Source organism: Sphaerochaeta globosa str. Buddy (genome assembly GCF_000190435.1).
Classification (GTDB): domain Bacteria; phylum Spirochaetota; class Spirochaetia; order Sphaerochaetales; family Sphaerochaetaceae; genus Sphaerochaeta; species Sphaerochaeta globosa.
On record NC_015152.1, the window covers coordinates 2,927,543 to 2,941,330 of the forward strand.

Sequence of the window (13,788 nt, forward strand, 5' to 3'; positions counted from 1 at the left end):
GATAGACAGAGGCTCTCCCTTCATACGAAGGGATTCTGAGTCTCAGGTTTTTTCACTCTTTTTCAGTTCTTGCGGGCTTTTGAGAAAGCAATCAGTTTCTGTATCACAGGAAAAAGCAGCAGAGCAAAGGTGCAAATCAGAATCACCGCAGATATCGGTTTCTCGAAGAATACCCAAAGGCTTCCTTGTGAAATACTGAGAGCCTGGCGCATCGAGACCTCCAGCCGAGGTGCCAATACAAAAGCCAACAACACAGGAGAGGACGGGAATGCCTGTTTCTTCAAATAAAAGGCCACCACCCCTGCAGTCACCATGACACCCATGTCAAAGATGCTGTTGCCTACCGCATAGGAACCTACGAGACAGATCACCATAATAATGGGAATCATGACTCGTTTGGAAATCTTGAGGAAAGACACCAGAAACGGGAGAACCGCCATACCGGCAACTAGACAGAGTATATTGCCGAAATACATGGAACTGATCAGGCCCCAGACAAAATCCGGATTCGACTCGAACAACAGCGGGCCGGGCCTCAGCCCCCACATCATCAAACCTCCAAGAAGAACCGCACTGGTGGAGGATCCAGGGATGCCCAATGAAAGCAACGGTGCAAAAGAACCTACAGCAGCTGCATTGTTTGCAGCTTCGGAAACCGCGACACCGGTAATCTCGCCTGTTCCCAGCGTATGTCGTTTCTTTCCAATGCGCTTCTCCAGGATATAGGCAAGGAAGGATCCGGTGGTTGCTCCTGCACCGGGAAGAAAACCGATGAAGTTACCCAACACGCCGCTTCGTACCGACGGCCAGAAAATTTCCTTGAACTCAGCCCAGCTCAGCATGCTTTCACGAATGGAAAGCTTCTTCACTCCATCGACCTTGAAATCCTTGGAATCGCTGATCATCTCCAGGACTTGGCTGAAACCGAACATGCCGATCACCAACGGAACGAAGGTGATGCCGCCGATGAGGTTGAGGCTGCCGAAGTTGTAACGGGCGTTGCCTGAAGCCCCGTCGATGCCGATGGTTGAAAGCAGGATGCCAAGGCATGCTGTCACCAGACCCTTGACCGGATCGTCGCCGAGCAGCCAACCGATTGAGGTCAGAGCAAGGAAAATCAGGGCGGCTACTTCTGCCGGTCCGAATTTCAGACCGATTTCCGCCAGAAGCGGGCCGAAAATGGTCAAAAAGACAATACCGATGCTCCCACCGATGAATGAGGCATAGTTGCCGGTAGCCAGGGACTTGCCCGCTTTTCCTTTCAATGTCAGCTGGTATCCATCGAGGGCGGTCACCACTGCTGGAGTATCGCCGGGGATATTCAACAGGGTGGCACTGTACGCACCGCCATACATATTTCCATAGTAGATGCCGGCAAGCATGATGATTCCTGCCGTTGGACTCATTTTAAATGTCATAGGCAGCAACATGGAGATACCCGCTGCAGCCCCGATTCCAGGCATCGCACCAACTACAATACCCAGCAGAGATCCAATAAATGCCGCCATCGCATTACTGAACGTAAATGCGACTGAGAAGCCTTGCATCAATAATTCCCAATTGTTCATACCCTTCCTCCTTCTTCTCTAGAAACCGAATATGCTGCGAGGAAAGGGAATCCTCAGCCACACGACAAAGATCAGGTACACCAGCAGCGTCACGATGACCGAGATGATCAGAGATTTGGACAGGCGTACTTTACTGATGAAAAGCAGCCAGATGAACGATGTAAGGAACATCGAAACCACTACTCCGGCAAAGCGGAACACCACAATGGCAGCAATGGTATACACCACTGGAAGCAGTGGACGAATGCGGGACAAGGAAAAGGTACTCGCTGTTTGAGATGTTTGACGGTGATTCATGCGAATCCGCTTGATTTCCTTGATTAGGAGAACGCAGGAGAAAATCATCAATATTACAGAGAATATGACCGGGATGAATCCGCTGCCCGGCTGATTCTTATTCCAAAACGTATACACCATCAAACCTTGCTGACACCAATATCCCGACAGCAGAAAGATAATGAGGTTGATTGCTAGTTCCATACCCTATTCCTTTTATGAATCAGGGGGCTCTTCGCCCCCCTGATCGTTCAGTACTGTATCACTAGAGAATTCCAAGTTTCTTTGCGAAATCGAGGAGCATTTTCTCGGATTCACCGTAGAATTTGGTAAAGTCATCGGCATTCAGATATTGTCCTTCGAGTACGTTCTTCTGGATGTATCCAACTTTCCACTCTTCGGTTTCCGATACCTTCTGCAGAATATCACTCCAGAAAAGCTGAGCTTCACGGCTCATGCCGGCAGGTCCGATGACCGAACGGGACATCTGCATGACAACATCGGGATGACCAAGAGCTGTAAAGGTCGGAGTCTTCTCAAACGGGGCGGACATGGCTTTTGGAGCAAACGAACCGATGGCTGTCAGTCTTCCCCCCTCAACCAATCCTACACACTCAACAGGATTGAGAATGGCAAGGTCCATATGGCCACCAAGCAAAGCGGTCGCTACTTCACCACTGGAAGCAAAATATGCAGAGTAGTTGAACTTGGTTCCTGTCTTCTCTTCGAGCAATGCAAGAGCCATTGCATCGAGGTCATCGGCAAGCCCGACAGTCAGTGAAGAGGGATTTGCCTTGATGGCTTTCTCGACCGATGCCCAATCAGGGAACTTGCCGTCGGTGCGGGAAACCAAAAGAATATCATCCAAGGCCATGTTGGCGATCGGAGTGAAGGGACCCTTCGGGGACATGCTCTTGTTGACATGCATGGAAAGCTGATTTGCTGAGTTGCAGGTCAAGAGATAGTAATCAACATCCGTCTTGGCGTTCACATATCCGTGTGACACGGCACTAGCCCCGCCGCCTTTGTTTACAATCGTGATAGTCTGGTCAACCAGCTTATACTTCTGGATGATGTCAGCAATGGTACGACCCAAAATGTCGCTTCCGCCGCCTGCACTACCGGGAATGACAAATTCAATGCCACGATCGGGATACTTTGCAGCTTCAGCATTACCTTGCGCCCAAAGCACTCCGGAAAGTGCGAGAACACACACCAATACAACGAACAGTTTCTTCATGAGGTACTCCTTTTCTTGTTTCAGACTGATTGTTCCTTGTCTGTTTTCTACGCTTTATTCAATGCATATATCATGCCAACATCACTAAAACGGCTTTTTTCTGGCTTCTTTGTTCCCAAAGCAAGGAAATCGCACCAACGAAGGCTTGGAAAGCGCTTGCCTGTGATGCAATGCAACACCTATGACACACAACACTACATCAAGCCGTACTTTTGCAATTTTCGATACAAGGTGCTGCGATCGATACCCAACAGGCGTGCCGCTTCCTTCTTGTTGTTATTGGTTTGGCCAAGTATTGCTATGAGTCTGTCCTTCTCATCCAAACCCTCCGCACACAAGTGCACTTGCTTTTCCTCATCGCTGGATCCCAGACAAGCCAATATATCCTTGGCTGTGATGACCGTCTCGCAGATGACAACCGACAGCCGTTCGCAGACATTTCGCAGATGCCTGATATTTCCTTCCCAAGGGAGGTTGAGTAATATTGGAAGGACCTCGGGGTCGAGCATGTGCCGTTTTTTGCCATTGGCTTCATCAAATTGCCTGAGAAAATGCTTGGTGAGCAAGAGCACATCCTCCCCCCGCTTCCTAAGCGGCGGGATGTTCAGGCGCAATACGTCCAACCGATAGAACAGGTCCTTCCTAAAGAGGCCTTGGTCGACTAAAGTTTCCAAATTGCGATTCGTTGCTGCAATAATGCGGATATCGACCGGGATTACGGTATCGTGGCCGATTCGCATGATCTCCCGCTCCTCTATCACCCGAAGCAGGCGGCCTTGCAGGTGAAGGCTCATCTCAGATATCTCATCAAGGAATATGGTACCGGTATGGGCAAGCTCAAACAGCCCCATTTTTCCGTTCTTTGAAGCTCCGGTGAAGGCACCCCCCACATAGCCGAACAACTCACTTTCCAGGAGTGACTCAGGCAATGCCGCGCAGTTGACGGCAACAAAGGGTCCGCCTGAACGCTGACTCGAGCGATGGATGCTTTGTGCAAACAGCTCCTTTCCGGTTCCTGTTTCACCGACGATCATGACACTTGAGCTCACATTTGCATAACTGAGGGCCAAGCGTTTGGATGCACAGAATGCCTTGCTCTCCCCAAGCATCATTGAGAAATCATAGGAGGCGACCAATCCCTTCTGATGCGCTTCTCTTCTGATTCTCGTCTCGATCTTCTGAATCTGCGACACTTCCTGCAACGTGATGATGCCTGCCTGAAACTTTCCATCCACAATAATGGGAACCCTGTTTACTACGACCTGATTGCCCTGGATTTCCAAGTAATCACCAAGACCGGGCTGTTGCAGCTGTAGAAGATCGGGTTCGGCGAGCGATGGAGCAATTTCAGAGAGAGGACGATCAAAGATTTCCTGTGCCTGGTTGTTGAGAAGCCGTTCGGCGAACTGGTTGCAGATGGTGATTCTCTTATCCTGGTCGATTGCAATAATACCTTCATGCACATGCTCCACCAAGGCATTCAAGCGTTGTACCCGGACCCGTTCCTCGATGTTTGAGTGCCATAATCGCCAAGCCTCGTCGATGGCTTGGCGTACACTTTCCTTACCGACTTCAATTCTCTGTGCACACAAACCCATCGCTTTTGCCTTGATGGTCACCGAATTGCCTCCGATGATCAGATCGGCCCCATCGCTCACAGCCTTGCGGATGATCGGCTCCACCTCGTCCAAGGGTCCGATCTCATACGTTGCAACAGGAGGCAAGAAGATGGTGGAGAAATTGTCAACCCCGTAGATGGCATTGGAGGTAGCTATCAGGGCGATGCTCTTGGAACCATGGAGACGAACTCCTTCACTCATGGCACGCAGGATGTCGTAACCGCTCATCGGCACTTCGATCACGGTTGCATCCTTCCATAATTGATTGAGGTACGATGCGGTCAAGCCGCGTGCGATGAAGATGTCGCCGACCAAGGTGCTTCTTCGTATCTCAGGAACACCCTTGAAATTGACGACATGCTTGATCTCTTCGCGCTTGGGATGCTCGGCAAAGGCAGTTTCAACAGTAGCAACAAGATTCTTGTATGGTGCAATGAATTCAATGGTAAACATGGATGTCCCTCAATGATGATTGTATACAGTATACCACGAACCGAATAGAAAAGTATGGGTATGAAGAATAAAATTGACACATAGTGATTACTCTGTAGGAATCAATGGTTTCTTTTTTGACGTATTGAAAATTCTATTTGACAGACGGGAAAACCCATGCAATCATTAACCTGTAAGACAGCTTTACAGCTAAGCAGATTTATATTCCCGGCATACGCCGGGAAACGCATCGAACATTGTTAGCCGCTTTGCGGTCCTGAGGAGGAAACAATGAAGAAAGTAATCGTCACCCTGTTGCTGGCAGCCCTGGTACTTCCCATGGCATTCGCCCAAGCTTCAACTGAAGTCAAGCCCGTTGAATTGGTCTATACCATGACCGCAGTCCCCACCGATGCACACGCCGGTGCCATGCGCGTCTTCAAGGAAACCGTCGAACGCGTTTCCAATGGACAGATCAAGGTTCTTACCTACGATTCGGCATCCTTGTTCAAGCAGGAGCAGGAAGTATCGGCGGTCAAGAGCGGCCAGGCCGACATGACCGCCACTGCAGCTTCGTGGCTGACCGATGGAAGCCCCTGGGTATCCATGTTTACCGCAGGCTACATCTTCAAGAGCTACGACCACATGACCAGCGTACTCAACGGCCCCATCGGCGCTGAGGTGTTCGACCGCATCGCCAAGGAGCAGGGAATCCGCCCCCTCGGTGCACAATACCTTGGAACCCGCCAGCTCAACCTGGTTGCAGACAAGGAAATCAAGACCCCGGCTGACCTTAAGGGTGTGAACCTGAGAATGCCGAACTCCGACTCCTGGATTTTCCTGGGCAAGGCTCTGGGAGCCAACCCGACCCCGATCTCCTTCAGCGAACTGTATATGGCACTGCAGACCAAGACCGTCGACGGCCAGGACAACCCGCTTCCGTCCACCAAGAACGCAAAGTTCTATGAAGTAACTAAATCCATCACCATCACCAACCATCTGGTTGACTCGGTATGGCCTGCCATCAACGAAGCAAAATGGCAGTCCCTGACCGCTCAACAAAAGGCTTGGGTCATGGAAGGGGTGAAGGCCGGCATCGAGTATTGCGACAGCACCAACCTCAAGGCTGAGGCTGAATTAGTAGCATTCTTCAAGAATGCAGGCCTGAAGGTCTACAATGCAGACCTGAATGCATTCGCCGACCACGTTCTGGCACAGTATCTGGCAAGCCCTTACGCTCAGAAATGGGACAAGGCGATGTTCGACAAAGTCGTAGCTGCTGGAAAGTAAGCAATCACTTACGAACCCGGGGCTGCCTGCCCCGGGTTTCTTCTTGTAATTGAACAGGAGACCAACCACGTGAGAAAACTAGCGTTATTTATCAGAGAGGTGCTGGAAGTCTACATTCCTACCGCCGCTTTCATCTTCTTGTTTCTGGCATTCATCCTGCAAGTATTCTTCAGGTATGTGGTCAACCATCCTCTTACTTGGACCCAGGACGTGATTGTCATCGGATTTTGCTGGTCGGTCATCCTTGGTGCCTGCTACACGATGCGTCGCAAGGGACACGTCCAGTTCACCATGCTCTATGAAGCCTATAGCCCCAAGGTTGCAGCTGTTGCACGACTGCTGGGCAATCTGCTGATCATCATCACCTTTGCAGTGATGGTAGTCCCCTCCTTCAAATACGCCTTCTTTCTGGGTTTCCAGAAAACCCCGGTCCTGCGTGTCTCCTACACCTGGATCTTTCTCCCCTTCACCTACTTCCTCCTGGCCATCATCGGCTACAGCATCAAGCCGGTCCTGGAGGACTGGAAGGTCATTACCGGAAAACTTTCCGATAGTTTCGACCACAGCTACGACCCGCTGCTCGGGGAGGTAAAGAAATGAGTTTTCCCTTATTCATCACCCTGCTCGTATTCATATTGATTTTCATTCTCAGGATGCCCATCGCCTTGGGCATGCTTGCTTCAGCTGCATGTTACCTGCTGGTAAAGGGCGCAGACCTGAGCCTGGTCGTCAACCAGGTCATGAACACCTATTACACCAACTACGTCATCATCGCAGTCCCGCTCTTTATCTTTACTGCAAATGTCATGAACTCAGGGAAAGTCACCGAGATGATTTATGATTTCGCCCTTGGGCTTGTGGGAAGAATGCGGGGCGCTTTGGGACAGGTGAATATTCTCGGATCGCTGATTTTCAGCGGAATGACGGGATCGGCCATTGCCGACGCGGCAGGCCTGGGCAAAATTGAAATTGAAGCTATGACGAAAAGCGGTTTCGAACCTGAGTTTGCTTGTGCCATCACCGCAGCCTCGGCGACCATCGGCCCGATCTTCCCCCCGTCCATTCCCTTGGTCATCTATGCCATGCTCTCCTCAACCTCGGTGGGAGCACTGTTCATGGGCGGCATGGTTCCAGGCGTCCTGCTTGCGATTGCCTTGATGATCTATGTAGCAATCGTTTCCAAGAAACGCAACTACCCACGCGGCGAGAAGATCGTCCTAAAAACTTTTATTTCCGCCACTGTCAAGGCGATTCCCGCCCTGTTGACTCCTGTCATCCTGCTGGTAGGCATCTATACCGGAGTCATGACCCCGACCGAGGCAGGAGCAATTGCAGGCCTGTATGCCATCATCATTTCTGTGTTCGCCTATAAGGCATTGGGCTTCAAGGATCTCTTGAATGTGGTCAAGGACTCCATCAGGGATGTGGGGGCAACCAGCATCATGATCGGAGCTGCCACCATCATCAGTTACATCGTCGCCCGTGAGCAACTAGCCGCCAACATCGGCAACTGGATATTGGGAATTACCAGCAGCAAGTGGACATTCCTCTTCATCGTAAACGTAGTCATCCTGATCCTGGGAATGTTCATGGACACCTCCACCATCCAGTTGGTCTTCGTGCCCATCATGATTCCCGTGGCCAACGCCCTGGGCATCGACATGATCCACTTCGGTTTGGTAGTCACCTTCAACATGATGGTAGGACTTTCCACCCCGCCGTTCGGTATGCTGCTCTTCATCACAAGCGGTATTTCCGGCACTCCGCTGAAGGATATCATGCGTGAAATCCTTTGGCCGATTATAGTCATGCTGATCGTCCTCATCCTGATCACCTACATCCCCGAGATCACCCTCTTCCTGCCCCGTGCAGCAGGACTTATCTAAGGAGTTATGTCAATGAAAACACCCTATAACGGCTGCTGGCCGACCATGATCACCCCTTTTACCGCTGACAACAAGGTAGATTTCCCTGCAGTCAAGGCAATCACCAACTGGTACATCGACCGGGGTGCGGACGGCATCTTCGCCGTCTGCCAGTCCAGCGAGATGTTCTTTCTATCCCAACAAGAGAAACTCGATATCGCCAAGGCCGTCGTCGAGGCTGCCGGGGGTCGTGTCAAGGTCATTGCAAGCGGACACACCAGCGACGACCATCAAGCCCAAATAGAGGAACTTGGAGCGATGTCCCAAACGGGAGTCGATGCAGTGGTGCTGGTCTCCAACCGTCTGGCAAAAGCCGATGAAGACAGTGCTGTCTTCAACGCCAACGCCCAGGACATTTTCGACCAGCTGAGCGATGTCACCTTCGGCCTGTATGAATGTCCTTACCCGTATTTGAGACTGCTTACCGACGACTTTCTCGCCTGGGCTGCAAAGGAAGACAAGCTGGTCTTCCTCAAGGATGTGTCCTGTTCCCTGGAGATCGAGAAACGCCGTGTCGAGTTGGTCAAGGGAACCAAGCTGGCCCTGTTCAATGCAAACACCGCCACTCTTTTGGACTCCTGGATTGCCGGTTACCAAGGGTATAACGGGGTTATGGCGAACTTTCACATCGACATCTACAAGTGGATGTATGAGCACTTCAGGACAGAGCCGGTTCTTGCCCGCAAGGTCATGGACTTCCTCACCGTCAGCGGTGTCAGCGAAGCCCGAGCCTATCCGGTCAATGCCAAGTACCACTTCGACCTCACCGGCATCCCGATGAGTCTGGTCACCCGCTCCAAGCCGGTTTCCCTGCTGAACGAGAACGCACGACTTGAGATTCAAAGCTTGATCCGCATGGAAGCGGAAATGCGTACGCTTTTGGGGTTGAAGCAATGAACAGAGGAGCGGAGTTTCGCACCAAATTGAAATCGGGTTCAGTTTTGGGCGGGCACGTGTTTCTCAACGACCCTGCCATCACCGAGGCCCTGGCCCGCTACGGCTACGACTTCATCTGGATCGACGCCGAACACGGGCCGTTTGACAAGCAGAACCTTCTGCTGCATGTCATGGCGGCCAATGCAGGCGGGGCCGCCGCCTTTGTGCGGGTGCCGGGCCAACAGATGCAAGACCTCAAGTATGTGTTGGAGATGGGCATCGACGGCATCATCATTCCCCAGGTAATGGACGAGGTTGAAGCCCGTCAGGTTTTGGAGCTTTGCCTGTATCCACCCGAGGGAACGAGGGGTTTCGGGCCAAGGCGTGCCATTGCCTACAACCAGCAGGACCTGAAGACATACCTTCAGCAGAGCAGGGAGAGCTTTGTCAGGATCATCCAGATCGAGCACATCAGTGCGGTACAGCGCATTGAGGCAATACTATCCCTGCCCGCCCTCGATGCGGTGATCATCGGACCGAACGACCTGTCGGCCTCCATCGGCCTGCTCGGCGACAGCCTGAACGAGAAGGTGCTTGAGCTCGCGCAGCACGTCATCGATGCTGCGAAGAAGGCAGGAAAGCCGGTCGGAGTATCGATCGGTCCGGATGAGAGGACGATCAAGACCTATCAGAACATGGGTGTGGACTTCATTAGCTGTGGCGATGACATCTCTTTTCTCCAACAAGGAGCGAAACGAACCTTCAGTATGGTAGGAAAAAGCTAGAAGGAACTGTTTGAATTGGGTATGATGGGCAAACCAAGGAGGTCTGCATGGACATTTCACATTTCTCCCTTTCACGGACAAACCTCAGCCAGCAGATTGCAGACCATCTGGAAGAAGTCATTCTCTCCTCTCCTACCAGCAAGGTGACTGAGAAGCTTCCCGGTGAATTGAAGTTGGCCAAACAGTACAACGTCAGCCGGCCCGTCATCCGAGAAGCGCTCAAGCTCTTGCAGGAACGCGGCTTGATAACCCTGAAGAACGGAAGCGGTGCCTACGTCACCCGGCCCGAGAACGATACAGTCATGAATGCAATCAACCGCATCATGCAGGTCGACCGCATCAAAAGCGACGACCTTACGCAGATGCGGGAAATCCTCGAACTCAGTTCGGTGGATTTGGCGGTGAAATGCATCACCGATGAGCAATTGAAGGAAATGGACTCTATCCTCTCCAAGTTCGAGGACACGAGCCTTCCTTTGAGGGAGCGGGTCAAGCTGGATGAGCAGTTCCATATCGCCATCGCCCAAGCTACCGGAAATGAGTTGTTAAGCATGTTCGTGGGGGTGCTCACCTCGTTGCTCCGAGACTATATGGGAAAGGGTATTCTCATCGAAGGCGGCATCGAGGATGCAATCACGCGCCACCGCGAGATTTTTGAAGCACTGCAATGTCGCGATGCAAAGGCCGTCCACCAAGCAATGGTCGAACACCTGAAGGTTTCCAGCCTTAATGTCCAGTTCTTTGACAAACAGGGAACTACAGCAAAAAAACCGACGCTCTAACGATTCAGATATCAAATTTGACTGTTTGCTGGTATGCTTTGAGGTGAACTCTCGGTAGGAGGTAAGTCATGAGTCTGCTCCTTTCAGGCATCGACCCTAAGCTCATTACTCTAGCCCAGAAGATTTTCGACCGCCAGTTCGAACTCGATTCCAAACTCGTCATCGAAATGGATGAACGGCGCAAGCAGCTGATGTTCCAGGACATCCTGTACAATTTCAGCTTTCTCACCACGGCGGTGAACCTGCAGGATGAGAAGATCTTTTCCAACTACGCCCTCTGGCTCTTCGAGTTGCTGTGTAATCTCATGAAGGACATCGACCGGGACCGCATCAAGGACCAGATGGTCGACCACTACCGCATCCTTTCATCCTGTGCCGATGAGCTTTACAAGGATGAGCAGGTCGATTTGGCAAAAAGCTACTTGCAGAGGGCCATTGTCGTCACCGAGGATGCGGTGGACAACATCAAGGTGTCCGAACAGTTTCTGCAGGGTCGGCATGTGCCGATCAGGAAGGCCTACCTGAGTGCGTTGCTGCGCAGCGACACTGCGCAGGCGACCAAAATCATCCGTGATGCAGAGGCTGCCGGTATTCCCATCGAGGAGATTTACGAGGACATCATCCGCATGACCATGCTCGAGGTCGGAGAGCTTTGGCACCAGAACAAGATTACCGTGGACAAGGAGCACTACTGCACCTCCACCACCCAGATGATTCTCTCCCTCTTCTACCCCGTCATTTTCAGCCAGCCATCCAAGGAGAAGAAGATAGTGACCTGCTGCGTGGGCAGTGAACTGCATGAGATGGGAGGCAGGATGGTCAGCGACCTCTTCGAATACCATGGATGGGAGAGCATTTTCCTCGGCTCGGCAGTTCCTGTTTCCTCCCTGTTGCATGCCATCGACGAACACCAGCCGAACCTTGTCGCCCTTTCGGTGACCATGCCCCAATACCTGGGACTCTGCCACGAAGCGGTACTTGCTATCAGAAAAGCTTACCCCGCCATCCTGCTCGCAGTCGGGGGAAGAGCGTTCCAAACGAGTAATAAAATCTATGAGCGGTGGCCGGTGGACATCTATACCGACCTTGCCACCGACCTGATCAGCTGGGCCGAAAAGGCGGTTAGGTAGGGTGAGCAACTCCTTTTTTGTCCGTACCACACCACAAGGCCTTGTCCAGGAAGCCTATTGGTCAGACCCCGTCTCTCTGGCGATTCCCTATAAAACAACGCTTTCGGAGCTGTTTGAAGAGGAAAGTCGTAAAATTTTTGAGCAAACCTTTACCAAAGCGCTCCTAGAAAAACACAAGGTATTCTGCTCGCATGTCACCATCATTGAACAACAGCTGGAGCTTTGCTTCTTCATTCTCAGCCTTGAGCAGGATGTCTGGGTACTGGGGGTCGATTACCTGATGCAGCTTCCTCCTGATTTGCAGGAATTTCAGAAAGCCTTGCTTTTCAAGATGATCGAGCAGGTAGCCTCGATGCATGCCCGCTACTCCTTGCACAACTCCCAAGTGGTCTACAGCCACTTTGAGCAGATTCAGAAACTGAACAACCAGCTGGTGAACACCCAGCGTGAACTACAGCGTGCAAACAAGAAACTTGAGGCGCTGAATCTCGATCTGAACAACCGCCTCGTCAAGGACCCCCTCACCGGCTTGGTCAGCCGCTATCAATACCGTTCGGAGATGCAGAGCGTCATCAATGCACACCCCCAAGCTCTCGGTCTGTTCGCTTTCATCGACATCGATGCCTTCAAACAAATCAACGACACCTATGGGCACGCTGTCGGTGACGAGTATTTGGTTGCCTTTGCAAAACGCCTTGCATCCCTTCCATTCGAGAAATCCACTATTGCCATGCGCATCGCAGGCGACGAGTTCGGTCTCTATATGCACGAACTTGCATCCGTCGATGATGAAATCTTCTCATCACTTTACCGGAAGTTTGAAGTATATGTCACCGAGCGTCCACTCTCCACGTCCATAGGGGAGCTTGCAATCAGCTGCAGCGTCGGGTTTGCCGTCTATAACCGTGATACAACCAACCTGTTCGAGCTGATCGAGTATGCCGACTGGGCCATGTATCAGGCCAAACGCGGCGGGAAGCACGGATACCGGGTATTTGACAAGCTGCTGTACGACCAGCGATATTCCGAGCAGTAAAAAAAATTGGCTGCCTCTTGACCCTCACGTTACGTCAGGGTGTATAGCCATATCAGGAGGTGCAAACATGGACTACACCATAGGAGAAGTCGCACAGCTTGCCTCGGTTTCCGAGCGTACGTTGCGCTATTACGACGAGCTGGGCCTTGTATGTCCCAAACGGGACAGGGGGCAGCTCTATCGGCTCTATTCGAAAGAAGATTTGAAACGACTGCAGACGGTTCTCTTCTATCGGGAGCTGGACTTCGACTTGGCAACCATCAAGGCAATCATGGAAGATCCCGGGTTTTCCACCTTGCAGGCCTTGGAGGACCAGAGGAAGCGGTTGCTGGCAAGACGCAACCGCTTGGAGAGTCTGCTTCGCACCTTGGAAACAACCATCGCAGAACAGAGAGGAGAAAGAACCATGACAGACAAAGAACGATTTGAAGGATTAAAGAAAAATTTAATCGAGGAGAATGAGAAGAAGTTCGGAAAAGAGATTCGAGCGCGCTATGGAGAGGAGACGGTGGCCAAGTCGAATGCACAGATGATGGGTATGGATGAGAAGACCTACAATGAGATGAACGAATTGGGCGCCCGGTTGTTGGAAAAGCTTGTCGAGGCGGAAAAAACGGGAGACGTTTACTCGCCCCTTGCCCGGGAGGTGGCCATGATGCACAAGCAATGGCTTGCCTACACCTGGCCCTCCTACAACAAGGAGGCGCATGCAAATCTGGTTCGCATGTACGTCGACGATGAGCGTTTCAACGCCTACTATCTCGGAAAGGCAGCCTTCCTGCGTGATGCAGTGCTGGCTTATCTGAATGAGGAATAAGGAAAAATAGTT

13 protein-coding genes are annotated in these 13,788 nt (G+C 51.7%); 9 read left to right on the plus strand and 4 right to left on the minus strand.

All coding sequences use genetic code 11. From position 1 onward, the window contains the following. Window positions 1-62: 62 nt before the first annotated feature. The 4 genes from SPIBUDDY_RS13625 to SPIBUDDY_RS13640 all read right to left on the minus strand — a co-directional run bounded on the left by SPIBUDDY_RS13625 (window position 63) and on the right by SPIBUDDY_RS13640 (window position 5,156). On the minus strand, window positions 63-1,568 hold the full coding sequence (locus tag SPIBUDDY_RS13625; protein WP_013608349.1) for a tripartite tricarboxylate transporter permease: 1,506 nt from the start codon (window positions 1,566-1,568) through the stop codon (window positions 63-65). 18 nt (window positions 1,569-1,586) lie between these two features. Further along, on the minus strand, window positions 1,587-2,048 hold the full coding sequence (locus SPIBUDDY_RS13630) for a tripartite tricarboxylate transporter TctB family protein (RefSeq protein ID WP_013608350.1): 462 nt from the start codon (window positions 2,046-2,048) through the stop codon (window positions 1,587-1,589). A gap of 61 nt (window positions 2,049-2,109) precedes the next feature. Next, on the minus strand, window positions 2,110-3,084 hold the full coding sequence (locus SPIBUDDY_RS13635; protein ID WP_013608351.1) for a Bug family tripartite tricarboxylate transporter substrate binding protein: 975 nt from the start codon (window positions 3,082-3,084) through the stop codon (window positions 2,110-2,112). A gap of 194 nt (window positions 3,085-3,278) precedes the next feature. Continuing rightward, a complete protein-coding gene (locus tag SPIBUDDY_RS13640) occupies window positions 3,279-5,156 on the minus strand; it encodes a sigma-54-dependent Fis family transcriptional regulator (RefSeq protein ID WP_013608352.1) in 1,878 nt (625 codons plus the stop codon). A 270-nt stretch (window positions 5,157-5,426) separates the two neighbouring features. On the opposite strand from SPIBUDDY_RS13640, the gene SPIBUDDY_RS13645 reads away from it, so the two are divergent. The 9 genes from SPIBUDDY_RS13645 (at window position 5,427) to SPIBUDDY_RS13685 (ending at window position 13,776) form a co-directional block, all read left to right on the plus strand. Further along, the gene (locus tag SPIBUDDY_RS13645) at window positions 5,427-6,425 is read left to right on the plus strand and encodes a sialic acid TRAP transporter substrate-binding protein SiaP (RefSeq protein ID WP_013608353.1); all 999 of its coding nucleotides are present in this window, start codon (window positions 5,427-5,429) and stop codon (window positions 6,423-6,425) included. Window positions 6,426-6,494: 69 nt separating this feature from the next. Further along, the gene (locus SPIBUDDY_RS13650) at window positions 6,495-7,025 is read left to right on the plus strand and encodes a TRAP transporter small permease (protein WP_013608354.1); all 531 of its coding nucleotides are present in this window, start codon (window positions 6,495-6,497) and stop codon (window positions 7,023-7,025) included. Further along, window positions 7,022-8,311 carry a TRAP transporter large permease gene (locus SPIBUDDY_RS13655; protein WP_013608355.1) on the plus strand — a complete coding sequence of 430 codons (1,290 nt, stop codon included), beginning with the start codon at window positions 7,022-7,024 and terminating at the stop codon, window positions 8,309-8,311. The genes SPIBUDDY_RS13650 and SPIBUDDY_RS13655 overlap by 4 nt, the downstream gene beginning before the upstream one ends. Window positions 8,312-8,323: 12 nt before the next feature. Continuing rightward, window positions 8,324-9,247, plus strand: a complete 924-nt coding sequence (locus tag SPIBUDDY_RS13660) for a dihydrodipicolinate synthase family protein (RefSeq protein ID WP_013608356.1) — start codon at window positions 8,324-8,326, stop codon at window positions 9,245-9,247. Beyond that, window positions 9,244-10,011, plus strand: a complete 768-nt coding sequence (locus SPIBUDDY_RS13665; protein ID WP_013608357.1) for an HpcH/HpaI aldolase family protein — start codon at window positions 9,244-9,246, stop codon at window positions 10,009-10,011. The genes SPIBUDDY_RS13660 and SPIBUDDY_RS13665 overlap by 4 nt, the downstream gene beginning before the upstream one ends. Window positions 10,012-10,058: 47 nt before the next feature. Further along, window positions 10,059-10,793: a FadR/GntR family transcriptional regulator gene (locus SPIBUDDY_RS13670; RefSeq protein WP_013608358.1), complete on the plus strand. Its 735-nt coding sequence runs from the start codon at window positions 10,059-10,061 to the stop codon at window positions 10,791-10,793. Between the two features lie 68 nt (window positions 10,794-10,861). Beyond that, window positions 10,862-11,923, plus strand: coding sequence for a cobalamin B12-binding domain-containing protein (locus SPIBUDDY_RS13675; RefSeq protein ID WP_013608359.1), 1,062 nt, complete (start codon window positions 10,862-10,864; stop codon window positions 11,921-11,923). 1 nt (window position 11,924) lies between these two features. Continuing rightward, entirely contained in the window at window positions 11,925-12,959 is a 1,035-nt protein-coding gene (locus tag SPIBUDDY_RS13680) for a GGDEF domain-containing protein (protein WP_013608360.1), read from the plus strand. 67 nt (window positions 12,960-13,026) lie between these two features. Continuing rightward, entirely contained in the window at window positions 13,027-13,776 is a 750-nt protein-coding gene (locus tag SPIBUDDY_RS13685) for a MerR family transcriptional regulator (protein ID WP_013608361.1), read from the plus strand. The last annotated feature ends 12 nt before the right edge of the window (window positions 13,777-13,788 follow it).